A 25,277-nucleotide genomic window follows, 5' to 3' on the forward strand; every position below is an offset into this window, starting at 1 on the left:
GTCCAAAGTCGACCTTTGGGTACGAAAACAGCCCAGACTATGAGTCTGGGCTGTGATCGCATATTCGGTTTTAGCGGTAACCAACTGTGGTGATTTTGCCGTCTTTGACAAGGATCTCACGGTAAGAACCTGCCGCTTCACCTGGTTCGATCAACTCAGCAGCTGTGCCGCCGACATAGTCAACTTCACCGCCAGCAGCCAAGATATCGAGCGCTTTTGCCAGTTCACCTGGGAAAATTTGCTCGCCTGGAGCATTGGCAACACCCATCACGAAGTCTTTGTAGACCTGTGGATCAGTTGAACCAGCCGCTTGCATGGCCAAAACCATCATAGCTGCTGCGTCGTATGATTCAGGCGCGTAGGGCGCTGTGCCGTTGTAGCCGTTTGCTTCACCGATTGGGATAAGCATTTCACCGCCTGGTGAATCGGAACCAGGAACTTGACCTGTCGCGCCTTCGATTTCTGTACCGAAACGCTCTTCCATTGCGTCACCGATCATCGCGTCAGGCAGGTGGAAACGGTCGAATGCGCCCGTATCAAGTGCCGCACGAATGATGCCAGGACCACCTTGGTCGATGTAGCCAACAACCACAAGAATGTCGCCACCAGCAGAAGCCAAAGCGCCAACTTCAGCAGAGTAATCTGCTTTGCCGTCTTCATGCGATGCGTTGATTGTGACTGTGCCGCCCAATTCGGTGTATGACGATTCAAACGCGTCCGCCAAACCTTTGCCGTAGTCGTTGTTTGTGTAAGTCACAGCAGCAGATGTCACGCCTTTTTCAAGCAATGATTCAGCCATAACTTGACCTTGACGTGCATCGGATGGGGAGGCACGGAAGAACAAGCCGTTGTCTTCGATTGTTGTCAAAGAGGGGGATGTCGCGGATGGTGAGAACATAACCATGCCGTTTGGTACAGCAACGTTGGTCAAAGCTGCACCTGTCGCACCTGAACACAAAGCGCCGATGAGGCCGACGATACCATCAGATGTGATCATGCGCTCTGCCACAGATGAAGCAACAGCCGCATCCGTACAGGTTGAATCACCTTCAACCAAAGCGATGGTTGTGCCGTCCAAGAATTTGCCGCTCTCTGAAGCTTCTTTAACAGCCGCACGCACGCCGCCAGCCATGTCTGGTGCAAGCGATTCAGCTGGGCCAGAAAAACCAAGCATTAGACCAAGTTTGATCTCATCAGCGTATGATGCGCTTGCAATAAGGGTTGAGGCCGCTGTGGCCAGTAGGATCTTTTTCATTCGTTTCTCCCGAGTTGGATCATTGTCCTGCGAAGAGGTTAGAACGTGTTTTTATGAATGGGAAGTGCTGAGGTCGCATTGAGCTTGATATCTGTTCAAAATGGGCAAATTGACTATTCGTTGCGCCTAGCTAAGGAATTTTGGATAGAAAAAACCGCCTTTTTAATGAATTTGCGATTTGTCATCCCATGCCCCAAATGCCCGATTTGGTCATTTTTGCCGTTAAAGTTGTGACGCAGCTGCGTTTTGACGCAATGAGAACAGAATCGTTGCGCGCAGAACCAATCCGATTGAGGGGCAGATCTCAGTTCAAAGCGCTGTGATCTGCATTTCATCCGCCTTCTTGGCCGTTTTCTACCAAGACCATGAGCGGGTACAGGTACGTTGTGTTCAGTCCAAGCCTGCGCCAAGGCAGGCGGTAATCGCAGGTGAAACGCATAATATACCCGTTTTCGAATGGTTTTCGATATTTCGGGTTTTCCATCGCAAAACCTGCGCCTATAACGCTTGGGCTGATAGCGCCACCAAATAGGGGCGCGCAGCACGAGACGATAGACATATATAATGACGTAACCAAATCACTATCTCGGAGAATGACAATGACGGATTGGGTAAAATCAGCATGGCGCAACAAACCGCGAGTGCAAATGCCCGAGTATACAGACGAGGCCGCGCTAAACGCTGTTGAGGCGCAACTCTCAAAGTATCCTCCTCTTGTCTTCGCTGGCGAGACAAAGACCCTAAAAGATCAACTGGCGGCAGCATCACGCGGCGAAGCGTTTTTGTTGCAGGGCGGCGATTGTGCTGAAAGCTTTGCTGAATTCGGTGCAGATCAAATTCGCGACACGTTCAAAGTCATGTTGCAAATGGCGATGGTTTTGACCTTTGGCGCGAAAGTGCCTGTGATCAAAGTTGGTCGCATGGCGGGTCAATTCGCCAAGCCACGCTCAGCGCCCACTGAAACTGCAAACGGTGTCGAACTGCCAAGCTACCGCGGTGACATCATCAACGGTTTCGATTTCACGCCTGAAGCGCGCATTCCAGATCCTGACCGTATGTTGCAGGCCTACACACAGGCTGCTGCGTCTTTGAACTTGTTGCGCGCCTATGCGAAGGGCGGCTTTGCAGATGTGAACCGCGTACATGCATGGACTTTGGGGTACACTGAAGCGGATGAGGCCGAAAAATACCGCGACATGGCCACACGTATTCAAGATGCCTTGGATTTCATGAATGCGGCAGGCATGTCGGCTGCGAACAACAACAACCTTAAGACGGTTGATTTTTACACGTCGCACGAAGCATTATTGCTGGAATATGAAGAAGCACTGACCCGTGTTGACAGCACATCAGGCTCTACGATCGCTGGTTCGGGCCATATGATCTGGATCGGGGATCGCACCCGTCAACCAGATGGCGCGCATGTTGAATTCTGTTCTGGTGTTTCTAATCCACTCGGTTTGAAATGTGGTCCAACAACCACAGCGGAAGATCTGAAAATCTTGATGCAAAAACTGAACCCGAACAATGAAGCAGGGCGTTTGACATTGATCGCGCGCTTTGGTGCGGGCAAAGTCAGAGATCACCTGCCACGTTTGATCGAAGCTGTAAAAGAAGCGGGCGCAAATGTGGTTTGGTCTTGTGATCCGATGCATGGCAACACGATCAAATCCGAAAGCGGCTACAAAACGCGTCCGTTTGAAAGCGTGTTGCAAGAGGTACAAGAATTCTTTGCAGTGCACCGTGAATACGGGACTATTCCTGGTGGTGTGCATTTCGAGATGACTGGTAAAGACGTCACCGAATGCACAGGCGGGGCGATTGAAGTCACTGACGAAAATCTAGCCGATCGTTACCATACAGCCTGTGATCCGCGTTTGAATGCGTCTCAATCTTTGGAATTGGCATTCTTGGTGGCTGAAGAACTGTCAAAGAACGCACGTTAAGTTTTTCGTATAAAATGCGAAAAAAGGCTGGGGGTTTTCCCAGCCTTTTTTATGTTCGCAGCTGCACTGCAGCCCGCCCGGCGCATTATCCACGCGAAATTGGCGCCGCTTTCATAAGCTAGGCCATCTGGGTGGAATATTGCACGCACATGCGCTTTGGTGCGATTGTTTCGCGAAAATTAGTCGTCGGTTTTCACCAAACGTAAAACGGGTTTGCCCGTTGGGCGTGCAGGCGGGGTTGCCGCTGTATCACTTTCATTCGTGTTTTGTTGCTCAAGATAGGCTTTGCGTGCCTCTGCAAACCCTTTGGGAATGGGCGTGCCCTTTGCAGTAACCTCATGCGTCGCGTTATCTGATAGGCCAGCATCCGTCATCAGAGGGCGGGATAGGGTTTCAACCGCTTCAAAACGGCGTGGCTGTCGGCCAATGTCGCCTTTGGATTGCAAGCAGCCCAAGATGCGGTTTACATCGCCAAGATCCGATTTCAATGGGCAAAGCAGCAATTGCGCATCCAAAGACTGGCGACCAATACCGCGTTCGCCTTTTAGCGTTATGGTTGTGATCTGCGGTGTCTCACAGACGGCTTCAATGGCTTGCGAAATCTTGCTGCGGCTTTCGGGGACAAACATTGCGGTCAAGGGCATACCGCGCACTTCCATACCCATCAAATCTGTCAGATGCATCCCTGCAAGGCGGAACCGTGCCACGCCAGGGGCAATGCGTTCCAAGATGAAAGCGAATTCAAGTGCAGATTGCATACCACGAGGATCAATGTCCGCGCGCGCAGGGACAGGGCGCCCATTGCGCAAACCGTCCCAATAGGCTTCGACTTCTTTCAAAGCAGGAAAAATCATTTCGTTGCGACGCGGCATAATGGAAACAACATTGGAACCGCTTACATAGTCAATTTTCATTTTCTTAACCTTTTCGATAGCGGCATTAAGTATTTCTGTGCGTTGGCCGCTGTAATTGATCGTGCAGAGTGTCTCTGCTTGCTTGACCTGAATATGCCACGACTTTGCCTGATTTGGTGTGTTTTCCTAACGAATGGTTAACACCGAGCGACGTTTTGGCCCTAAAATTCCCCCAAATCTGGCGATTTTGACATAAATTTTTCGCCCCAGCCCTGCAATATGTACGTTAAAACAATAACTTAAACGAAAGTGGTGGAAAATCTTCCTAAAAGCGTGCTCAACTGTATCGAAAAGGCAGAATTTGCGCTCGAAAGTTTCTATGACAGCGACTTTTGGGATATTTGCCCGATCTGAAAGCGACTCAAAACGTTAATTTTTCCGATAAATTTGACCGCAAAACATCGCACATTTGCTCCGTTGCCACATTTTTGCCTTGTTTCACATCGACGTTGACGATTTGTGGCAAAATCCACTCTTAACAATAAACGTCATTCACCCTTGGCATTTTGACACTGTGCAATTGGTGGTCAACTCTGTGTAAGATGGCTATAGACGACCCGTCATATCTAAGGAGAGACATATGTCTGTCGAACGCCGTGGTCTTTTGATCATTTTGTCATCCCCCTCAGGGGCGGGAAAATCCACTTTGGCCAAGCGCCTGATGCAATGGGACGAAAGCTTAAGCTTTTCAGTCTCTGCCACGACGCGCGCCCCACGCGCGGGCGAAGAAAACGGTGTCGATTATCATTTTACGTCCGAAGAAGATTTTAAATCGATGGTCTCCAAAGGCGAGATGTTGGAACATGCCTTGGTCTTTGGAAATTACTATGGCTCGCCTGCAGGGCGTGTGCGCCAAGCGATCGAGGCGGGGCGGGATGTCTTGTTTGACGTTGATTGGCAAGGCGCGCAGCAGATCGCGAATTCGTCATTGCGCGATCATGTTTTGTCGATCTTTGTTTTACCGCCCTCTATCGTAGAGTTGCGCAGACGGTTGGAAACACGCGGCCAAGACAGTGCGGAAGTTATCGAAAAGCGCATGCGTCAAAGCTGGGATGAAATCAGTCATTGGGATGGCTACGACTATGTATTGGTCAATGACGATTTGGACACATCTTTCGAACGCCTAAAAACCATCGTTTCCGCCGAAAGGTTGCATCGCCGCCAACAGCCTGGCCTGTTGGAAATCGTGCGAGGGCTCCAAGCTGAATTTGAAGGACTTGAATCATGACTTTATACACTCTTGGCGATACAGCCCCTATTTTGCCCGAAAATGGCGATTTCTGGGTGGCGCCCGATGCGAATGTGATTGGCAAGGTGCGCTTGGGCGCAGGTGTTAGTATTTGGTTCGGGGCAACTTTGCGCGGCGACAACGAGACTTTGGATATCGGCGAGGGCACGAACATCCAAGATCATGCTGTGTTGCACACAGATATGGGCGTGCCATTTTCAATCGGTCAGGGCTGTACGGTGGGTCACAAAGCCATGTTGCACGGCTGCATTATTGGCGAGAACAGCTTGATCGGCATGGGGGCTACCATTTTAAATGGTGCTGTGATTGGCAAAAACTGCCTGATCGGGGCAGGGGCTTTGGTCACGGAAGGCAAAGTCATTCCCGATGGATCTTTGGTCATGGGGGCGCCAGGCAAGGTGGTGCGTGAGTTGACCGAGGATCAAATCGAAGGTTTGAGAAAATCAGCCCTGCGCTATCAGGAAAATGCGCGGCGCTTTCAAGACGGCCTAACCCCCATTACCTAATGCTTCAGTTGCGCCATGTGGTTTTAAGACCCATGCGCGCAGCTGTTAGTTTATATGTTTCTTTGAAACAGGCTTGGCCTTTAAGACGTCGAAATCCACCATCGGATGGCGTTGCCGGACTTCACGACAGATAATTTCAGGGCATGGAATGTCATCAGTCATCACTCGATAGCGTCCAGAAAACCCTGTCTGTTCTAATAAATCAGCCAATTCCAAACAATCGAAGCTGTTTGAAATCGCGGGCGACATCACCAAATCTGGATTTACGGCTTTCACAATATCAGGCGTGAGCTCTAAAAAATCCATATAGAAGACTGCGCTTACCGCTGTGCCGAAAGTTCCAATATCTTTGATCTGGCTGCGCTCACCCACCAGCAAGAGCATTGGGGCCTGCGTGCCTTGTTTCGTGCGTGCCATGGCGACGATATCAAAGTAGCTTGATGTTGTAATATTGCCCATTGATCTTGGTGCCCATTCCAGTGTGACAGTCTATAACCAATCAGAAGCGGAAATCCGCCTAATTGCAACAGTGATTTTTGGCAAAATCGGAAAAATTTGCATTTTGCAAGAATGACTTAAGTTGATTCGTGAATCAATATAAGCAAATATGAACGCATGAAAATTAATGTCAAAAACGGTCACATAGCAGTTACTTAAACCTGTTACAAAGCACGAAAAGACTGGAAGAGACTGACATGCAAGACCCGACCTCCCTGCAGATTTCCCAAGATTTATTGGTAATCGAAATGGCGCAGGCCATTCCTTTGCCGATCTTAGTGATCGATAAAAATGACCGTGTTGTTGCGGCCAATACCAAGGCAGAAGTGATCTTTGGTAAGGGTGTCCAAGGCCGACATTATGTGACTGTGTTTCGTCAACCCATTTTGCTTGATGCGATCGAAAACACATTGCGCTTAGGTGAAGAGGCCACAGCAACCTATAGAGTCACGCAAGCGGCCCATGATTTGCATTTCGATGTCAAAACCCGCGCAGTGATCACCAAAGACAGCCGCTACGTGGTGGTCTCGCTAGAGGATAAGACCGAGCTGCAAGAGGTGGGCGAAATGCGCCGAAACTTCGTGGCCAATGTATCGCATGAATTGCGCACGCCTTTGACCGCTTTGTTGGGATTTATCGAAACCCTGATGGGGCCTGCGGCCAATGACAGTGCCGCGCGCACACGATTTTTGACCATCATGGATACAGAAGCAAAGCGGATGAACAGGATCGTTGGGGATCTCTTGTCACTAAGCCGTGTTGAGGCCGATAGGCGCGTCCGCCCCCGCAGCTTGGTCAATGTGGATTCCATCTTGCGATCTGTGATCCAAACGCTGCACCCTTTGGCCGCCGCGCGTCATGTCAATCTACGTCTTGAAGGGATGGAAGAGGATAGCGAAGTTTTGGGCGATCAAGACCAATTGACGCAAGTGTTTACAAATCTGGTAGAGAACGCGATCAAATATGGTCCCGAAAACGGTGAGGTATCGATCTGCATCACGGCGCATAGCAATGAGCCGACCCTGCGCGGCCCCGCCGTACGCATCGATATTGCTGATCAAGGCGAAGGCATTGCGGCCCATCATATCCCGCGCTTGACCGAACGGTTCTACCGTGTCGATTCTCACCGTTCGCGTGAAATGGGGGGCACAGGGCTTGGTTTGGCAATTGTAAAACATATTTTGAACCGTCACCGCGGTCGTTTGCGTATTGAAAGTCATGCAGGCAATGGAAGCTGCTTTTCGGTTATTTTGCCTTATAATTAATCATTTAGGGCGGGCTTATCCTGTCACATTCATTAAACATGCGTCATAAAAATCCTGATAAATCGCTTTGTGTCATGAAACTGTTACATTAGGTTCACAAAAGTATAGCTAACGGACCTTAGAAACCGCCACAGAGAGAGAAATGAAGCCTCTCGGTTTTGACATTTTTGGAGTTATATATGTCCCTCGTAAAACTAACTGCCTCCGCATTGGCGATTTCTGCAATGACTGTGACTGCTGCATCAGCACGCGACCAAGTTCAGGTTGCTGGTTCCTCTACAGTTCTTCCATACGCCTCTATCGTGGCTGAAGCGTTCGGCGAAAACTTTGACTTCCCAACACCTGTTGTTGAATCTGGCGGCTCATCTGCTGGTCTTAAGCGTTTCTGTGAAGGCCTTGGCGAAAACACAATCGACATCGCCAACGCATCACGCGCCATCAAAGATACAGAAGTTGCAGCCTGTGCAGAGGCTGGCGTGACAGACATCGTTGAAGTGCGCATTGGTTACGATGGTATCGTGTTCGCATCCGACATTAACGGCAACTCTTTCGAGTTTACACAAGAAGACTGGTACAAAGCTTTGGCCGCTGAAATCGTTGTAGACGGTGAAGTTGTTGCCAACCCAAACACAACTTGGGACCAAGTAAACCCAGCGTTCCCAGCGCAGCCGATCATGGCGTTCATCCCAGGTACAAAGCACGGCACACGCGAAGTGTTCGACGAAAAAGTGATCTTGGTTGGCTGTGAAGACTCTGGCGATTTCGAAAAATTCGTTGAAGTCAAAGGCGACGAAGACGCCGCTGAAGACGCATGTATGTCTATCCGCACAGACGGTCTTTCAGTAGACATCGACGGCGACTACACAGAAACACTTGCCCGTATCGACAGCAACAAAGACGGTCTGGGTGTGTTCGGTCTCGCATTCTACGAAAACAACACAGACAAATTGCAAGTCGCGACAATGGCTGGTGTTGTTCCAACAACTGAATCAATCGCTGAAGGCACATACCCAGTGTCTCGCCCATTGTACTTCTACATCAAAGCGGCACATATCGGCGTGATCCCAGGTCTGCAAGAATTCGCTGACTTCTTCGTCTCTGACGACATGGCAGGCCCAGACGGCCCATTGGCTGAATACGGTCTTGTGTCTGATCCAGCCCTTGTTGAAACACAAGATGCGGTTGCATCAGCAACAGTCATGATGAAATAAGCCAAGCGCTTGTTGAAAATATAAATGGCGGCGCAGGGCAACCTGTGCCGTCTTTTACCCGAAACGGGGCAGGGGTAGATCCCTGCCAAGGCAAGATTATCCTTGCCACAGATAAAGACGCTAAGGGGAGCTGCTCATGCCCGCGTTATGGCTGTTTATTACGGTTTTGGTCTTAGGACTGGCCGGCTTTGTATTGGGGCGCAAACGCGTCATGGCAGACGCCGGAGGAGATATTCGTAAACTGCATTCCTTGCCCAATTATTATGGCGCGAATGTTATGCTATCGGCGCTTATTCCCAGCTTGGGCCTTTTGGTTTTGTGGTTGATTGTGCAGCCGATGATTGTTCAGGCCACAGTTGCCTCACATATTCCCACTGAAAACTATGCCGATAGCGGCGCTTTGAATTTGCTGATGTCTGATGTGCGCCGTGTCGCAGATGGGCTGACTTTGGCAGTGTCCCAAGGTGCTCTATCGCCACAAGCGGCCCAAGACCTGACGGGTGCAGATGATGTACGCGGGCTCTTGGGTAATCTTGGGATCGCGCTCGGCACTGACATTGAAGATTATGTGCTAACAGCCGCTCAAGAATACCGTGTCAAATCCAATACGGGAAACTGGATCATGACTGTGGCTGTGATTGCCGCAGGTGTTCTTGGTTTTGCCCTTGCATTGCGCGCCACATCAAAATCGCACCGTGCACGCAATTCAGTTGAAAAGGTGATCTTGGCCTTGCTTATCGGGGCTGCGTCTATTGCTGTTTTGACCACCATCGGCATCGTCTTTTCGCTGATTTTCAACACCATCGAATTCTTCAAACTCTATCCTGCCGATGAATTCTTTTTCGGCACCACTTGGGCGCCTTCCTTTGGCGGCGGGTCTGAATTGGGGATTTTGCCGCTGTTTTGGGGCACCTTCTATATTTCGATTATTTCATTGCTGGTCGCCGTTCCTATCGGATTGTTCGCGGCCGTCTATTTGTCCGAATATGCAGGGCCAAAGATGCGCGGTATTGCCAAGCCTTTGCTTGAAGTGCTCGCGGGTATTCCGACCATCGTTTACGGTCTTTTTGCCCTTATTACTGTCGGTCCGATGCTTGTGGGACTGTTCGGCAAGGACGGCAGCTTTGGTGTCAACTGGATGCAGGGTGGCTCTGCGGTGATGACAGCGGGTTTGGTGATGGGCGTGATGTTGATCCCGTTCATTTCATCGCTGTCAGATGATATCATTAACTCCGTGCCGCAAGCTATGCGGGATGGATCTTTGGGGCTTGGGGCTACGAAATCCGAAACCATCAAGCAGGTGATCCTGCCTGCTGCCTTGCCAGGCATTGTTGGTGCAATCCTTTTGGCCGCATCGCGCGCCATCGGTGAAACCATGATTGTTGTGCTGGGCGCTGGTGCGGCAGCGCGTCTTTCGATGAACCCTTTCGAAGCTATGACAACCGTGACCACGCGGATTGTCAGCCAATTGACTGGGGATGCCGATTTTTCTTCGCCAGAAGCCTTGGTCGCTTTTGCTCTTGGGATGACGCTCTTCGTCATCACCCTTTGCCTTAACATCGTCGCACTGTTGATTGTGCGCAAATATCGGGAGCAGTACGACTGATGTCTGATCTATCCTCATCCCAAAACGGCGCGCCCAAAAATTCACTTTTAAAAGTGGATGCGCGGACCAAAAAACGCAATGCATCAGAGGCGCGTTTTAAAGCCTACGGCATTGGCGCGATTGCGCTGGGTCTGTGCTTTTTGGTGACCTTGCTTGTGTCCATCTTGGGCAACGGTGTGCCTGCCTTTAAACAGACCTTTATCACCATTCCTGTCGAACTGACCGAAAGCAAACTTGATAAATCGGGCACGCGCGATCTCGAAGTGATGAAAAAGGTCACAACCTTTGGCTATAAGCCTTTGGTGGAAAACGCGCTTGTCGCAGCTTTGGAAAAAGAAGGCATTGAAAACCCCTTTGCCAAGGCCAAAGATCTGGCCAAACTTTTGTCATCCTCTGCCCCCGCACAGGTGCGTGATGTGGTTTTAGACAACCCAAATCTTGTGGGGCAAACGGTCGAGTTTCGCCTCTTGGCAGGCTCACGGGTGGATGGCTATTTCAAGGGCCGCGTGACCCGCGATGCTTTGGCGCGTGATAAAAACCTAGATGCAGCGCATCTAGATATCGCCGATGCCATGGTGGCAGCTGGCATGATGGACACCACATTCAACGCTGATTTTGTGCTGGGCGCCGACGCCTCTGAATCGCGCCCTGAACAGGCGGGGATCGGTGTGTCGATGGTCGGATCTTTGTTCATGATGATCGTGGTGTTGTGCCTGTCATTGCCGATCGGTGTTGCGGCTTCGATCTATTTGGAAGAATTCGCACCACAAAACAAATGGACCGATTTGATTGAGGTGAATATCTCAAACTTGGCCGCGGTTCCTTCGATTGTATACGGGATTTTGGGATTGGCTGTGTTCATCCAATTCGCGCATTTACCACAATCCGCGCCTCTTGTGGGCGGTTTGGTTTTGACGCTGATGACTTTGCCGACGATCATCATTTCCACCCGTGCCTCATTAAAAGCTGTGCCGCCCTCCATTCGCGATGCAGCGCTTGGAATTGGCGCCTCGAAAATGCAATCGGTGTTCCACCATGTTCTGCCCCTCGCTATGCCTGGTATTTTGACAGGAACTATCATTGGCTTGGCGCAGGCTTTGGGGGAAACAGCGCCATTGCTGTTGATCGGGATGGTGGGCTTTATCGCCTCGAATATGCCTGATGGTATTGCCTCTGGTTTTCTTGATCCGAACTCAGCCATGCCTGCCCAGATCTACGAATGGGCCAAACGTGCCGACCCTGCCTATTACGAACGTGCTTGGGGCGGGATCATCATTCTTTTGGGCTTCTTGATGACCATGAACATCATCGCCGTTATCTTGCGCCGCCGCTTTGAGCGCCGCTGGTAGAAAGGCATTACAATGAACGATATGCGAATAGTGAAAAGAGACGTCGAAATGAATGACATCAAAATCTCCGCCAAAGATGTTCAAGTCTACTACGGTGATACTCATGCGATCAAAGACGTCAATGTCGAGATCAAAGACAAAACCGTTACGGCCTTTATCGGCCCGTCTGGGTGTGGCAAGTCCACATTCTTGCGTTGCTTGAACCGTATGAACGACACGATTGATATTTGTCGCGTGTCAGGTGAAATCAAGATCGAAGGCGAAGACATCTACGACAAGCGTGTTGACCCTGTGCAGTTGCGCGCGAAAGTGGGCATGGTGTTTCAAAAACCGAACCCATTCCCTAAGTCGATCTATGATAACATCGCTTACGGTCCACGTATTCACGGGCTTGCACGCTCAAAAGCTGACCTTGATGACATCGTTGAAAAATCCCTGCGCCGTGGTGCGATTTGGGATGAGGTCAAAGACCGTCTTCATGCACCTGGCACTGGGCTGTCTGGCGGTCAACAACAGCGTTTGTGTATCGCCCGCGCGGTTGCGACAGAGCCCGAAGTGCTTTTGATGGATGAGCCCTGTTCAGCGCTCGATCCTATCGCCACCGCCCAAGTCGAAGAATTGATCGACGAACTGCGCGAGAACTTTTCGGTGGTGATCGTGACCCACTCCATGCAGCAAGCCGCGCGTGTCAGCCAGAAAACCGCATTTTTCCACCTTGGGAACCTCGTGGAATATGGCGAAACGGCGCAGATCTTCACCAACCCCGAAGATCCGCGCACTGAATCCTACATCACTGGCCGGATCGGCTAAGGAGCGACACAATGAACAATGACAAACATATCGCAACCGCCTTTGATCGTGATCTCGAAGCCATCCAAGCACTGATCATGAAAATGGGCGGCATGGTAGAAGCCAATATCACAGCCGCAGCCCAAGCTTTGGAAGATCGTGATGTTGAAACAGCTGCAAAAGTTCGTGCTGCCGACAAAGCAATCGATGCTTTGGAAGAACAAATCAACGAAGAAGCCGCGCGCGTGATTGCGCTGCGATCCCCTGCGGCTGGCGATCTGCGCACTGTTTTGACCGTGATGAAAATCTCTGGCAATTTGGAACGCTGCGGTGATTACGCGAAAAACCTTGCCAAGCGCACAGGTGTTTTGGCCGAACTTGCGCCAATTGACGGGGCAGGGGCATCCATTCGCCGTATGGCACGCGCTGTTGAAGAAATGCTGAAACTGGCGCTTGATGCCTATATTCAACGCGACGCAGATCTGGCTGAACAGGTCCGCCAACGTGATCTGGATGTGGATCAAATGTACAACGCATTGTTCCGCGAATTCTTGACCTATATGATGGAAGATCCGCGCAATATTTCCGCCTGCATGCACTTGCATTTCATCGCCAAAAACATCGAACGTATGGGCGATCATGCGACATCTATTGCCGAACAAGTCATTTACCTTGTCACGGGTGAATTGCCCGATGAAAGCCGCCCGAAAGGCGATATGACATCGCATACAGATCTCGGGTTGGAGCCAAGCTAATGTCTGTGAATGGTCCCCATATTTTAGTTGTTGAAGATGAACCATCTCAACGCGAAGTCCTAAGCTATAACTTTGAATCCGAAGGGTTTAATGTCACACAAGCTGAAAACGGTGACGATGCTTTGATGTTTGTGCGTGAAACAGCGCCTGACATTATCGTGCTCGACTGGATGTTGCCTGGCGTATCTGGCATCGAAATTTGCCGCCGCCTGAAGTCACGCCCTGAAACACGCGATATCCCTGTGATCATGCTCTCTGCGCGTTCAGAAGAAGTCGACCGTGTGCGCGGGTTGGAAACGGGTGCAGATGACTATGTGGTCAAACCCTATTCCATCGGTGAATTGATCGCCCGCGTTCGCACGCAACTGCGCCGCGTGCGCCCTGCATCTGTTGGGCAGGTGCTGTCCTATGATGACATCAAATTGGATGCAGAAACCCATAAAGTGTCGCGCGCTGAGAACCCATTGAAGCTTGGTCCAACCGAGTTCCGTTTGCTGAGCACTTTCATGGAAAAACCAGGGCGTGTGTGGTCGCGTGAACAGCTTTTGGATCGCGTTTGGGGCCGTGATATCTATGTTGATACCCGTACTGTCGATGTCCATATCGGCCGGTTACGCAAAGCTTTGTGCACTCACGGGGGCGAAGATCCTGTGCGCACAATTCGCGGCGCGGGTTATGCTTTGGGCTAAGGCATATTACGTGAAGCGATAAAAGAAAGGCGCCTCAGGTTCCCCCTGAAGCGCCTTTTTTATTTTAAAACGTCTTGTGGGGTTAGAAATCCCAGTCTGCGTCTTCTGTCGCGACCGCTTTACCGATCACATAGCTTGAGCCTGACCCAGAAAAGAAGTCATGGTTTTCGCTGTCGGGTGACAGGGCCGCAAGAATGGCAGGGTTTACTTCGCAAGCTGACGCGGGAAAGAGCGCTTCATAGCCCAGGTTTTGCAAAGCCTTATTCGCATTGTAATGCAAAAATGCCTTTACATCTTCACTCAATCCCATGCTGTCATACAGCTCAGCGGTGTATTTGGCTTCGATATCGTAGAGATCAAAGATCAGCGAGAATGCGTAATCTTTCAGCTCTGCTTGGCGCTCGGGCGTTTCACGTTCCAAGGCACGTTGGAATTTGTAGCCGATGTAATAGCCATGCACCGCTTCGTCGCGAATGATCAGGCGAATAAGATCTGCTGTGTTGGTCAGTTTTCCACGGCTTGACCAATACATTGGTAAGTAAAACCCTGAATAGAAAAGGAAACTTTCCAAAAACACCGATGCAATTTTGCGTTTTAATGGGTCAGCACCCACAGCATAGGTATCGACAACCAGCTTGGCTTTCGCCTGCAAATGCGGGTTTTCTTCAGACCAGCGAAACGCTTCATCCACGTCTTTTGTCATACAAAGCGTCGAGAAGATTGATGAATAGCTGCGCGCATGCACGGCTTCCATAAAGGCGATATTCGTCAAAACCGCTTCTTCATGCGGCGTTTGCACATCGGCCAACATGGCAGGCGCGCCCAATGAGTTTTGCACCGTATCAAGCAGGGTCAACCCCGTGAACACGCGGATCGTCAGCTCACGTTCTTCGGGGCGCAAAGTGGCCCATGATTGCACATCATTCGATAATGGCACTTTCTCAGGCAGCCAAAAATTGACTGTCAGACGGTTCCAAACCTCAAGATCTTTTTCATCTTGCAGGCGGTTCCAATTGATCGCGCGGGGCACGGTAGGGGTCATATGCAATGTCATAATGTCGTTCCTTATAGCGCGCAGGACACGCAGCCTTCGACTTCGGTCCCTTCAAGGGCCGCTTGACGTAGGCGGATGTAATAGATGGTTTTGATGCCTTTTTTCCATGCGTAGATCTGCGCACGGTTGATGTCGCGCGTTGTGGCTTCTGCGGGGAAAAACAGCGTCAAAGACAGGCCTTGGTCCACATGTGGCGTGGCGGCTGCATAGATATCGATGATCGCTTCTGGGCCGATTTCATAAGCATCTTGATAGTATTCAAGATTGTCATTGTTCATGAATGCTGCTGGGTAATAAACGCGACCGATCTTGCCTTCTTTACGAATTTCTACTTTCGAAACAATGGGGTGGATCGAAGATGTCGAGTTATTTATATAGCTGATCGACCCTGTTGGCGGCACAGCTTGAAGGTTGCGGTTGTACAGCCCGTGTTTCATCACATTGGCTTTCAACTGCGCCCAGTCATCGCGGGTTGGCAAAGTCACATGCGCAAAGACGCGCGTCACATCATCAAGGGTAGGGTGCCAATCGCGCGTGGTGTAGGTATCGAAAAACGTCCCATCCGCGTAGTGCGAGTTTTCAAAGCCTTTGAATGTCGTGCCGTGTTCTTTCGCCAAAAGCATAGAGGCACGGATCGCGTGATAGGCCACAGTCGCAAAGTACACAGAGGTGAATTCAACGCCCTCTGGGCTGGCATAATGAATACGCTCACGTGCCAAGAAACCATGCAGGTTCATTTGCCCCAAACCCACGGCGTGAGCTTCGTCATTGCCGCGTTTGACGGATGGCACAGAATTGATCGCGGACATTTCAGATACGGCTGTCAAAGCGCGGATAGCGGTTTCAACCGTATTGCCGAAATCAGGACCATCCATTGCCGCCGCAATGTTGAGACTGCCTAAGTTGCACGAAATATCCGTGCCCATGCGGGAATAGCTGAGGTCATCGTTGAATTCTGACGCTTCATTCACCTGCAAAATCTCGGAACACAGGTTAGACATGGTGATCCGCCCCGCAATGGGGTTCAATTTGTTCACAGTATCTTCGAACATCACATAGGGGTAGCCGCTTTCGAACTGGATTTCTGCGATGGTTTGGAAAAACTCGCGTGCGTTGATTTTACGCTTGCGAATGCGTTTGTCGTCGACCATTTCCGCGTATTTTTCAGTGACTGAGATCTCTGAAAACGGCTTGCCGTAGACCAAGGCCACATCATGCGGAGAAAACAGATACATGTCTTCGTTACGCTTTGCCAATTCAAACGTGATATCAGGAATAACCACGCCCAAAGACAGAGTTTTAATACGGATTTTTTCGTCAGCGTTTTCGCGCTTTGTATCCAAAAACTGCAAGATATCAGGGTGATGCGCGTTCAAATACACCGCCCCTGCACCTTGGCGTGCGCCCAATTGGTTGGCGTAACTAAAGCTGTCTTCCAACAATTTCATCACTGGGATAACGCCAGAAGATTGGTTTTCAATACCTTTGATCGGCGCGCCAGATTCGCGCAGGTTGGTCAACATCAAGGCCACACCACCGCCGCGTTTGGACAGTTGCAAAGCGGAATTGATACCGCGCCCAATGCTTTCCATATTGTCTTCAAGACGCAGCAAGAAACAGGAAATCAATTCGCCGCGCTGTGCTTTACCCGCGTTCAAAAAGGTTGGCGTCGCAGGCTGGAACCGCCCTGTGAGCATCTCGTCTACAAATCGCAATGCCAAGGCTTCATCGCCGCGTGCAAGCGCCAAAGCGACCATAACAACGCGGTCTTCATAGCGTTCCAAATACCGCTGCCCGTCACGGGTTTTCAGCGTGTAGCTGGTGTAATATTTGAACGCGCCCAAAAAGGTTTGAAAGCGGAATTTGTGATCAAATGCTGCCTGCCAAATCGCTTGGTGGAAGTTGCGCGAATATTGATCGAGCACCGCGGCTTCGTAATAGCCTTCATCCACAAGGTAGCGCAGTTTTTCATCTAGGCTGTGAAAGAATACGGTGTTTTGATTGACGTGCTGCAAAAAATACTGACGCGCAGCCATGCGGTCAGCATCAAAACGGATATGGCCCGCGTCGTCATATAGGTTCAACATGGCGTTGAGCGCGTGGTAATCCAGCGCAGGTTTTACGTCGTCAAGCATTCCGCCCTCCAAAAGTGTTCAAGCCCCGCGCTGATGCGCGTGATATCTGTATCTGTGCCGGCCAGTTCGAAACGATATAGAACAGGCACGTCACATTTGTTGGCAATAACATCAGCAGCGCGTGCAAATGTCGCGCCAAAATTGCGGTTGCCCGCACCGATGACGCCGCGCAGCCCTGCGCGACGATTGGGATCATTAAGAAAGCGGATCACCTGCTTGGGGACCGCGCCGCGCCCTTCGCCATCTGCATAAGTCGGACAGATCAAGACATAAGGGTGGGGCGCTTGGGGCATTGGATCTTTAGGGCTGATCGGCAGTCTTTCGATCTGCATCTGTGCAACATGCGGTGCGAGCTGTGAAACAAAGCGCGCCGTATTGCCCGAGGCAGAGGAAAAATAGATCAGACCCGACACAATTTTACGCCAATTGACCGATCATATCAGGACGAAACCCTGCCCAATGCGCGTCGCCGGCAATCACAACAGGCGCTTGGCGGTAACCAAGTTCCGTCACTTGCGTCATGGCCGCTGCGTCGAGCGTAAGATCGACCACAGTGTAGTCCAAGCCTTTGGCATCCAGCGCACGTGTCGTGGCGGTGCATTGTACGCAAGCGGGTTTTGAATAAACGGTGATAGTCATGCCTGTTCGTCCTAATTGGTTCGGGCGGAAAACAGGCTTGGGGCAGGGCAGTCCGATCGACAACCTTACCACGCCCCCATGCCCGCCGCACGGTTTCGTCTTTGTGTCTGGCAGGTCTCCTGGCTTGCGGGTCGAAGCTAGACTGACCTTCCCAAGGTTTCCCTTAGTGGTAAATTCAGTGTCGCTATCCGCTTACAGTTGCGGGGGCAGCCTCGGAATTGGATCGAAATCCGCACCGAATTCACTTTTCACTTTCGACTCGCGTCAAAAGAACCATGACACAAGTACTAGTGTTATACGGGGGTAATTTTGTCAACATGTTGTGTTGAGGTGGAGTGGAAAAAATATTGCCGTGTATTGAGAGTGATCAAATCTTCGGCGGTCTTCAATATGTAGCAAGACTTTCGCCAAGATGAAACGCCATCTTGGGCCCCTTGATCATAATAATTCCCCTCAGGGTCGTTTAGCGCTGAATCCATTCAGAAATAAATTTTTTTGCCACGTCGCAGGCCTTTGCCAGAGAGTGCCCACGGGCAAGTGTGCACGCAATTGCTGTCGCGAGTGCACAGCCCGTACCGCGCTTATTTTGTGCGAAGCGCTCTGTGCAATAAGACTGTTCAGCGTCATCCGTGAACAAAGTGTCGCAACAGGTATCACCTTGGCCATGACCGCCCTTGATCAATACGGATTTGGCGCCTTTTGTACGCAAAAATGCTCCTTGCGCTGTCAAAGCTGCATGAGACTGCGCCACAGCCTGATTGCTTAGCGCTGCGGCCTCATCCAGATTTGGCGTGATCAAGGCCGACATGGCAATCAAACCGTCTAGCGCATGGATTTGTGTCAGCCGACCGCCCGAGCTGGCCCGCAAAACAGGATCAAGAATGACGGGGATGGTCCTGTAAGGCGCTAAAGCATCTTTGATCGCATTTGCGCAGTCTTTTGATCCAACCATGCCTATTTTTATAGCGTCAGGCGGGCCCTGTTCACAGGCTGCTGCAATCTGCGCATGAATCATGTCAGCTGGCAAAGGATGCAAGGCCTGTACAGACCGATTGGATTGCGCCGTAACGCAGGTCACAACGGGGCTGACATGACAGCCAAATTCATAGGCCACCGAAGTGTCGCAGGTGATCCCCGCGCCGCCACTGCTGTCTGTGCCGCCGATGATTAAAATGCGTGTCACTGGCAGGCGCTCGCAGCGATCAAAGCGGTTGCGTCATAGCCCCGTGATCGCAAGAGATCGGAGGCCCGCCATGCACGCAGACCTGTCGCGCAACATAAAACCACACGTCGTTGCGCTGGAATACAGTGCTGTTCGAGCGCTTCTCCCCCAAGACGCTGGGCCATGGGATGAAGGGCATGCTGCGACTCGTGTTCATCCCGCAATTCGATGACATAATCCAAGGGGTCTATATCTGCGAGGCTGATAAATGGCGCATGGGTTTTCGGTTCGTCCGCAGATGTAAAATCAAATCCGCCAAAGGTCAGACTGGCCGCATCAAGCGTGACAAGGCGCCCCATCGGGGAGGGCGTCATCTGCATCACTATTTGCAACGCCATCTGAGCTTGCAGCGCGCCAATCATACCAACGACAGGCCCAAGAACACCCGAAGTGGCGCAGGTAGCACCTGACTGTGGCAAATCGGGGAATACAGCGCGTAAAGACGGTGTGCTCTTGCCGCAAAATGCACCGACATAGCCCGTTTGCCCCAAAGCGCTGGCGGAAATCAAAGGGGTTTTGGCTTGAAAACACAGATCGGATAGAATGTAACTTACCGCAAAGCTATCGGCCGCATCGATCACAATATCGGCGTTTTGCACAAACTGTGCGGCATTCTTCGGGTGAAGCGCAGCGGCATGCGCAGTGAGTGTCAGCTTTGGATTGGCGCGCAACACATGATCACGGGCCATTTCAGCTTTGGGGCGTCCTATGTCAGTCATAGTATAGAGCGGTTGGCGGTGCAGGTTGCTTTCTTCGACGTGATCAGGATCAACGATGGTGATCTGACCTATGCCAGCGCCCGCCAAATAGCTTAAAACTGGACAGCCCAAACCCCCAGCACCAACTACGAGCACACGCGCCTTCGCCAGCTTTTTTTGGCCTGTTTCGCCCACCTGTGGCACAAGAGTTTGTCTTATATAGCGGTTCATGTTGCGCAAGCCTTGAGCCATTCGGCTGTGCGCGCTTCTGGGTGAGGCGCGGTTTGAATATCTGTCACCACAGCGGCACTGTCTGCACCTGCGGCAAAAACATCGGGTAGGCGCTCTGGCGTGAGACCGCCGATGGCGACAAGGGGCGTTTGCCCTGCGATTTGTTTCCATTTTTGCAGACGATCCAAACCTTGTGGGGCCCATTTCATTTGCTTCAAAAGGGTCGGATACACGGGTCCCAAGGCCACATAGGCAGGGTCATGGGATAGGGCGCGGTCCAATTCCGCTTCATCATGGGTCGATAGACCATAGCGAATTCCAGCCCGATTTAAGGCCTTAAAATCAGCCGTTTCCATGTCTTCTTGGCCCAAATGAACAAAGGTGCACCGCAGGTCCAACGCGAGTTCCCAGTAATCATTCACCACCAACTGCGCGCCATGCACCGCGCAAAAATCGCGCGCGCGGGCAATTTGGCGTTTTACTTCAGCCAGAGGCAGATCTTTCAGGCGCAGTTGCACCAGTTTGACACCATGGGGCACCAAAAGTTCGATACGGTCAACGTGGCTGACGATCAGATAAAAGCGTTCCATCATGACAACTCCGCCAGTCCGAATACAGGGGTTGAAGGCACGGCCATATCGCGGCGCTCCATGGGGTCTGCGAGATAGCCCATACGGCCTGCACGCACGGCCATAGACATCGCACGCGCCATCTCAACAGGGTTACCAGCTTTGGCGACAGCCGTGTTCAAAAGCACTGCGTCCATACCCAATTCCATAGCCTGAATTGCATCTGACGGGCGCCCAATACCCGCATCCACAATCAAGGGGGTGTTTGGAAAATGCGCGCGCATCGCACGCAGACGATCTGGATTGCGCAAACCCTGACCTGATCCAATTGGGGCGCCCCAAGGCATCAAAACATCGCATCCTGCATCCAATAAGCGCTCTCCCACGCTCAGATCATCAGTGGTATAGGGAAAGACTTTAAAGCCATCCTTTGCCAAGATTTTGGCCGCTTCAACCAGTTCAAACACGTCAGGCGCAAGCATGTCTGACTGGCCGATCACCTCAAGCTTGATCCAATCGGTTTCAAACAGATCGCGTGCCATTTTGGCCGTTGTAATTGCCTCTGACGCGCTGTGACAGCCTGCTGTATTGGGCAGAATATGACAGTTTGCCTCTTGCAGTAATCGGTAAAAACCGCCCGCTGACCCTTGTGGCATTTCACGGCGCAAGGACACGGTGATCACTTGGGTCGCACTGGCTTTTATGGCGTCCAGCAAGACCGATGGCGAGGGATATTGTGCCGTGCCCAACAGCAGTCTTGAGGTCAGGTCAGTATCGTAAAGTTTCATAGGTTATCCGCCTTGCATTGGCGTAAGAATTTCAACACGGTCGCCCGAATATAGAGCAATCTCATGGCGGTCGGACTTGGCGATGAATTGATCATTCAGCGCGGTCGCGAGTGCCAGTGGTTGGCCTTGCGTGATGTAGCCCAGTTCAACCAATAGGTCGTGTAAGGTTGGGCCAGTGACATCATGCGGGATGGAATTTACGGTTATTTTCATCACCTGTTTCCTGTTTGAAAATGGGACTGAATTGGTCGGCCAAAAGCCGTGCAAGGGCAGGGGCCAACAAGAACCCGTGTCGGTACAATCCGTTGACATGAAAGCAGCCATCTTTTTGGATCACGGTAGGGCGATTGTCGCTAAAGGCTGGGCGCAGACCTACGCCCGTTTCAATCACAGTCGCTTCGCCCAAACTGGGGTGCAAAACGGATGCGCCTGCCAAAAGATCCAACAGAGAGCGCACAGAAATCGGGCGCATAGACGGGCTTTCGATCATCGTCGCACCTATCATGTAAACGCCATGCCCGCGCGGGACGAGGTAGAAAGGAATGCGCGGGTGCAGCAATCGCACCACCCGTGTGATGTTTAGCTCAGAAGATTCGATCAACGCCATTTCACCGCGCACAGGGCGCAGGTCTGGCAGGTGATCGCCATATCCGCGACAATCCACATCGACCCGCTTTGGGGCGGCTGTGTTGTAATGCACGCGCCCGCCATGGCTCTGCACATAAGCACATAGATCAAACAAAGCCTGACGCGGGTTCAAATGCGCCTCGCTTTCATAGAATAAAGCGCGGGAAAACTGCCCTGCAAAGCAAGGTTCAAGCAGCGCTATTGCCTCGCCATCGATCAAACGGTGCCCCGTGGTGCGCTTGGCAAATTGGGTCAGCTCTGCGCGATCACGCGGCGGCGCGACCACAAGGCTGCCATTTTGTGTGACCTGCGTGACCTGCGACCACCATGCGGCTGCCCCTTGCGAGAGGGCAATCACATCGCCGTGGGCTGTTTCGCCTTCGCAGTGGGGCGCAAGCATACCGCCTGCGAACCACGAAGATTTATTGTCTTGCGGCCCTGAGCCGATGTCGAAGACCTCGACCTGCACCCCGCGGCGGCATAATTCGGCCGCACAGCTTAGCCCCGCAACCCCCGCGCCTGCGATGGAGATCATTCGGCGGGCTCTGGGGCTTTTGTCACAGGCACATAGAGATCACCACCTGCGCGAAATTTTTCCGCCATGGCCTCTAGCCCGTCTTTTTGTGCCTGCGCGCGGATGTCGTGACTGATCCGCATGGAACAAAACTTAGGCCCGCACATGGAACAAAAATGCGCAACCTTATGGGCTTCTTTAGGCAGGGTTTGATCATGAAAATCACGCGCTGTGTCTGGGTCAAGCGAGAGGTTGAACTGATCTTCCCAGCGGAATTCAAAACGCGCCCGCGACAAAGCATCATCACGGCGTTGCGCACCAGGCATTCCTTTGGCCAAATCAGCGGCATGGGCGGCAATTTTATAGGTGATCACGCCGGTTTTAACATCATCACGATCGGGCAATCCCAGATGTTCTTTTGGCGTCACATAACACAGCATCGCACAGCCAAACCAGCCGATCATAGCCGCGCCAATGCCACTGGTGATATGATCATAGCCTGGTGCGATATCTGTTGTGAGTGGCCCAAGTGTGTAAAATGGCGCTTCGTCGCAGCATTCAAGCTGCTTATCCATGTTTTCCTTGATTTTATGCATGGCCACATGGCCCGGACCTTCGATCATCACCTGACAGTCTTTGGCCCAAGCAATCTGGGTCAATTCCCCCAAGGTTTCCAATTCTGCAAACTGCGCTTCATCATTGGCATCGGCAATCGAGCCAGGGCGCAACCCATCCCCAAGGGAAAAGCTGACATCATAGGCGCGGCAAATGTCGCAGATTTCATCGAAATGCTCGTAGAGAAAGCTCTCGCGGTGATGGTGCAAACACCACTTGGCCATGATTGATCCGCCGCGTGACACGATACCCGTGACGCGGTTCACCGTCATCGGCACCATATGCAATCGCAGGCCCGCATGGATGGTGAAATAATCAACGCCTTGTTCGGCTTGTTCGATCAATGTGTCGCGAAAGATTTCCCAAGTTAGGTCTTCTGCAATGCCGTTGACCTTTTCCAATGCCTGATACAGCGGTACTGTGCCGATGGGTACGGGGCTGTTGCGAATGATCCATTCGCGCGTGTTGTGAATATTGCGACCTGTGCTGAGATCCATCACCGTGTCAGCGCCCCAGCGGATAGACCAGACCAACTTGTCCACCTCTTCTTCCATCGACGAAGTCACAGCAGAGGTGCCCATATTGGCGTTGATCTTAACCAAAAAATTGCGGCCAATGATCATCGGTTCCAGTTCAGGATGGTTGATATTGGCGGGGATAATCGCGCGGCCTGCAGCGATTTCAGAACGTACAAATTCAGGCGTGACTTGATCGGGAATATTGGCGCCCCAATCTTCACCGTCGCGTGGCGGCATATCTGCGGCACGCTGTTGGTTTTCGCGAATGGCAACATATTCCATTTCCGCAGTGATGATCCCAGCGCGGGCATAGGCCAATTGGGTCACTGCCTTGGAATTGAGCGCTTTTGCAGGGCGCGGCTTGATAGGGAACTCAGGCGTCAGATGCGCGTCACTGACGAAGCCGTTGTCTGCATCTGTGATGCTGCGGCCCTCATAGGTATGCGTATCTTTGCGTGCGGCGATCCAATCACTGCGCAACGGCGGCAAACCCGTTTGGATATCAATCGTGGCGTTATCGTCGGTGTAAGGGCCAGAGCTGTCATAAACGGGCAGGGGCGGCTCGCCCGCTGTGGGATGCACAGAAATTTCGCGCATCGGCACGCGGATATCTGGATGCAGCACGCCGTTTACGTAGATTTTGCGCGATGCAGGCAATGCGCCTGTGGTGATTTTAGGGTTAGGGACGTTCATTTTGGTGCTCCTCAAGCGATCATTCAAAAGGACACCAATTGAAAGGGCTAGGGAGGCGGACAGACAAAAATCTGCCGTAAACACACGATGAAATTCCCAAAGCGGGCGCGCGTTTTGTTGCTTCCTACGCCAGTATCAACTGGGTCAGGTTCAAAGGGTCGCGACACCGCAGCTTTCGCTGCTATTCGCCTCTCAGTCCCGTGGTCGGGACTCCCCTGCGTGTGCTTTGGGTAGCTTGCCTAAATTTACAAAGCAAGCCTCTTTTTCAGATCATATTCACTGAACGCGAAGATCTATTGTTTATAAATATGGTGGTCGGTATTTATGGAATATTCTTTATAAATTGAATTAATATATTACTTTATATCACTGATATATAACTATAGTTTCAAAATTATGCGGCAACCATATTTGACACTTAATTGCTATTTTATTGTGTCGGATATAAGCGTCGAGGGTCGCAAATTCATCGGCGGATAAACGCAATGCTGTCGGCTCATCGGCCAAAAATATCTTAGGGCGCTGCATCGTCACCGCTTAGAAAACCCCTCAAAACTTGGTCAAACCGAGTTTCGAGGGAGACAGATTTTCTTATTCTTGGCTTTCTGGTAGGTGCACGACAAGCCCATCTAGTTCTGGCGTAATTTTAATTTGGCACGATAAGCGCGATGTAGGCCGTATGTCAGCCGCCGCACATTCTAACATATCCTCTTCGCCATCTATCTGTGCACCCACCTTGTCTGCCCATGCCTCATCAACATAGCAGTGACATGTTGCACACATCATTGCGCCACCACATTCGCCAACAATTCCAGCCACATTGTTGCTGAGCGCGGTGTGCATAACGTTGTTGCCCACTTGCGTCTCAACAGTCGTGTCCGTGCCATCGGCCGCAATATACGTGATTTTAACCATAGTGAATTCCTTTGTAATTTAGCATGT

Annotated in this window: 26 protein-coding genes and 2 riboswitches; of the genes, 10 read left to right on the forward strand and 16 right to left on the reverse strand. The window is 51.5% G+C overall.

Annotated features, from left to right (window positions below; genetic code table 11):
- Positions 1 to 70: 70 nt before the first annotated feature.
- Both EDD53_RS03025 and EDD53_RS14785 read right to left on the reverse strand, forming a co-directional pair.
- Entirely contained in the window at positions 71 to 1,255 is a 1,185-nt protein-coding gene (locus EDD53_RS03025; RefSeq protein WP_123791707.1) for an ABC transporter substrate-binding protein, read from the reverse strand.
- A gap of 331 nt (positions 1,256 to 1,586) precedes the next feature.
- The gene (locus tag EDD53_RS14785) at positions 1,587 to 1,739 is read right to left on the reverse strand and encodes a hypothetical protein (RefSeq protein WP_170162667.1); all 153 of its coding nucleotides are present in this window, start codon (positions 1,737 to 1,739) and stop codon (positions 1,587 to 1,589) included.
- A 115-nt stretch (positions 1,740 to 1,854) separates the two neighbouring features.
- Between EDD53_RS14785 and EDD53_RS03030 the strand changes: the two genes are divergently transcribed.
- Complete coding sequence (locus EDD53_RS03030; protein WP_123791708.1) at positions 1,855 to 3,201, forward strand: class II 3-deoxy-7-phosphoheptulonate synthase; 1,347 nt, start codon at positions 1,855 to 1,857, stop codon at positions 3,199 to 3,201.
- Positions 3,202 to 3,380: 179 nt separating this feature from the next.
- On the opposite strand, the gene EDD53_RS03035 is transcribed toward EDD53_RS03030, so the two are convergent.
- A complete protein-coding gene (locus EDD53_RS03035) occupies positions 3,381 to 4,115 on the reverse strand; it encodes a PAS domain-containing protein (RefSeq protein ID WP_123791709.1) in 735 nt (244 codons plus the stop codon).
- 580 nt (positions 4,116 to 4,695) lie between these two features.
- Here EDD53_RS03035 and gmk point away from each other — a divergent pair.
- Both gmk and EDD53_RS03045 read left to right on the forward strand, forming a co-directional pair.
- A complete protein-coding gene (gene gmk / locus EDD53_RS03040) occupies positions 4,696 to 5,343 on the forward strand; it encodes a guanylate kinase (RefSeq protein ID WP_123791710.1) in 648 nt (215 codons plus the stop codon).
- On the forward strand, positions 5,340 to 5,870 hold the full coding sequence (locus EDD53_RS03045) for a gamma carbonic anhydrase family protein (protein WP_123791711.1): 531 nt from the start codon (positions 5,340 to 5,342) through the stop codon (positions 5,868 to 5,870). The genes gmk and EDD53_RS03045 overlap by 4 nt, the downstream gene beginning before the upstream one ends.
- Before the next feature lie 45 nt (positions 5,871 to 5,915).
- On the opposite strand, the gene EDD53_RS03050 is transcribed toward EDD53_RS03045, so the two are convergent.
- Complete coding sequence (locus EDD53_RS03050) at positions 5,916 to 6,329, reverse strand: hypothetical protein (RefSeq protein WP_123791712.1); 414 nt, start codon at positions 6,327 to 6,329, stop codon at positions 5,916 to 5,918.
- 236 nt (positions 6,330 to 6,565) lie between these two features.
- Here EDD53_RS03050 and EDD53_RS03055 point away from each other — a divergent pair, with 236 nt between their 5' ends.
- The 7 genes from EDD53_RS03055 (at position 6,566) to phoB (ending at position 14,032) form a co-directional block, all read left to right on the forward strand.
- Complete coding sequence (locus tag EDD53_RS03055; RefSeq protein WP_123791713.1) at positions 6,566 to 7,633, forward strand: ATP-binding protein; 1,068 nt, start codon at positions 6,566 to 6,568, stop codon at positions 7,631 to 7,633.
- A 179-nt stretch (positions 7,634 to 7,812) separates the two neighbouring features.
- Entirely contained in the window at positions 7,813 to 8,844 is a 1,032-nt protein-coding gene (locus EDD53_RS03060; RefSeq protein WP_123791714.1) for a substrate-binding domain-containing protein, read from the forward strand.
- 136 nt (positions 8,845 to 8,980) lie between these two features.
- Positions 8,981 to 10,450: a phosphate ABC transporter permease subunit PstC gene (gene pstC, locus EDD53_RS03065; RefSeq protein ID WP_123791715.1), complete on the forward strand. Its 1,470-nt coding sequence runs from the start codon at positions 8,981 to 8,983 to the stop codon at positions 10,448 to 10,450.
- Positions 10,450 to 11,799 carry a phosphate ABC transporter permease PstA gene (gene pstA, locus EDD53_RS03070; protein WP_123791716.1) on the forward strand — a complete coding sequence of 450 codons (1,350 nt, stop codon included), beginning with the start codon at positions 10,450 to 10,452 and terminating at the stop codon, positions 11,797 to 11,799. The genes pstC and pstA overlap by 1 nt, the downstream gene beginning before the upstream one ends.
- A 12-nt stretch (positions 11,800 to 11,811) precedes the next feature.
- Positions 11,812 to 12,609: a phosphate ABC transporter ATP-binding protein PstB gene (gene pstB / locus EDD53_RS03075; protein ID WP_123791717.1), complete on the forward strand. Its 798-nt coding sequence runs from the start codon at positions 11,812 to 11,814 to the stop codon at positions 12,607 to 12,609.
- Positions 12,610 to 12,620: 11 nt separating this feature from the next.
- Positions 12,621 to 13,343, forward strand: a complete 723-nt coding sequence (gene phoU / locus EDD53_RS03080) for a phosphate signaling complex protein PhoU (RefSeq protein WP_123791718.1) — start codon at positions 12,621 to 12,623, stop codon at positions 13,341 to 13,343.
- A complete protein-coding gene (phoB, locus tag EDD53_RS03085) occupies positions 13,343 to 14,032 on the forward strand; it encodes a phosphate regulon transcriptional regulator PhoB (RefSeq protein ID WP_123791719.1) in 690 nt (229 codons plus the stop codon). The genes phoU and phoB overlap by 1 nt, the downstream gene beginning before the upstream one ends.
- Positions 14,033 to 14,114: 82 nt before the next feature.
- Here phoB and nrdF read toward each other — a convergent pair whose 3' ends face one another.
- The 12 genes from nrdF to EDD53_RS03145 all read right to left on the reverse strand — a co-directional run bounded on the left by nrdF (position 14,115) and on the right by EDD53_RS03145 (position 25,250).
- Positions 14,115 to 15,086, reverse strand: coding sequence for a class 1b ribonucleoside-diphosphate reductase subunit beta (nrdF, locus tag EDD53_RS03090; RefSeq protein ID WP_123791720.1), 972 nt, complete (start codon positions 15,084 to 15,086; stop codon positions 14,115 to 14,117).
- A gap of 11 nt (positions 15,087 to 15,097) precedes the next feature.
- Positions 15,098 to 17,221 (reverse strand): class 1b ribonucleoside-diphosphate reductase subunit alpha, encoded by a 2,124-nt coding sequence (gene nrdE / locus EDD53_RS03095; RefSeq protein ID WP_123791721.1) that lies wholly within the window; start codon positions 17,219 to 17,221, stop codon positions 15,098 to 15,100.
- Positions 17,206 to 17,634: a class Ib ribonucleoside-diphosphate reductase assembly flavoprotein NrdI gene (gene nrdI, locus EDD53_RS03100; RefSeq protein ID WP_123791722.1), complete on the reverse strand. Its 429-nt coding sequence runs from the start codon at positions 17,632 to 17,634 to the stop codon at positions 17,206 to 17,208. The genes nrdE and nrdI overlap by 16 nt, the downstream gene beginning before the upstream one ends.
- 4 nt (positions 17,635 to 17,638) lie before the next feature.
- A complete protein-coding gene (nrdH, locus tag EDD53_RS03105) occupies positions 17,639 to 17,860 on the reverse strand; it encodes a glutaredoxin-like protein NrdH (RefSeq protein ID WP_123791723.1) in 222 nt (73 codons plus the stop codon).
- A gap of 93 nt (positions 17,861 to 17,953) precedes the next feature.
- Positions 17,954 to 18,153, reverse strand: a riboswitch (cobalamin riboswitch).
- A gap of 170 nt (positions 18,154 to 18,323) precedes the next feature.
- Positions 18,324 to 19,043: a bifunctional hydroxymethylpyrimidine kinase/phosphomethylpyrimidine kinase gene (gene thiD / locus EDD53_RS03110; RefSeq protein ID WP_170162668.1), complete on the reverse strand. Its 720-nt coding sequence runs from the start codon at positions 19,041 to 19,043 to the stop codon at positions 18,324 to 18,326.
- Positions 19,040 to 20,011 (reverse strand): HesA/MoeB/ThiF family protein, encoded by a 972-nt coding sequence (locus EDD53_RS03115; protein WP_123791725.1) that lies wholly within the window; start codon positions 20,009 to 20,011, stop codon positions 19,040 to 19,042. Before EDD53_RS03115 ends, thiD begins: the two co-directional genes overlap by 4 nt.
- On the reverse strand, positions 20,008 to 20,601 hold the full coding sequence (locus tag EDD53_RS03120) for a thiamine phosphate synthase (RefSeq protein WP_123791726.1): 594 nt from the start codon (positions 20,599 to 20,601) through the stop codon (positions 20,008 to 20,010). Before EDD53_RS03120 ends, EDD53_RS03115 begins: the two co-directional genes overlap by 4 nt.
- On the reverse strand, positions 20,601 to 21,368 hold the full coding sequence (locus EDD53_RS03125; RefSeq protein ID WP_123791727.1) for a thiazole synthase: 768 nt from the start codon (positions 21,366 to 21,368) through the stop codon (positions 20,601 to 20,603). Before EDD53_RS03125 ends, EDD53_RS03120 begins: the two co-directional genes overlap by 1 nt.
- Before the next feature lie 3 nt (positions 21,369 to 21,371).
- On the reverse strand, positions 21,372 to 21,581 hold the full coding sequence (gene thiS / locus EDD53_RS03130) for a sulfur carrier protein ThiS (protein ID WP_123791728.1): 210 nt from the start codon (positions 21,579 to 21,581) through the stop codon (positions 21,372 to 21,374).
- The gene (locus EDD53_RS03135; RefSeq protein WP_123791729.1) at positions 21,550 to 22,530 is read right to left on the reverse strand and encodes an FAD-dependent oxidoreductase; all 981 of its coding nucleotides are present in this window, start codon (positions 22,528 to 22,530) and stop codon (positions 21,550 to 21,552) included. Before EDD53_RS03135 ends, thiS begins: the two co-directional genes overlap by 32 nt.
- Complete coding sequence (gene thiC / locus EDD53_RS03140) at positions 22,527 to 24,335, reverse strand: phosphomethylpyrimidine synthase ThiC (RefSeq protein WP_123791730.1); 1,809 nt, start codon at positions 24,333 to 24,335, stop codon at positions 22,527 to 22,529. The genes EDD53_RS03135 and thiC overlap by 4 nt, the downstream gene beginning before the upstream one ends.
- A gap of 104 nt (positions 24,336 to 24,439) precedes the next feature.
- Positions 24,440 to 24,562, reverse strand: a riboswitch (TPP riboswitch).
- Positions 24,563 to 24,926: 364 nt separating this feature from the next.
- Entirely contained in the window at positions 24,927 to 25,250 is a 324-nt protein-coding gene (locus EDD53_RS03145; protein WP_123791731.1) for a 2Fe-2S iron-sulfur cluster-binding protein, read from the reverse strand.
- Between the last annotated feature and the right edge of the window lie 27 nt (positions 25,251 to 25,277).

This window comes from Pacificibacter maritimus (genome assembly GCF_003814915.1).
Taxonomy (GTDB): domain Bacteria; phylum Pseudomonadota; class Alphaproteobacteria; order Rhodobacterales; family Rhodobacteraceae; genus Celeribacter; species Celeribacter maritimus.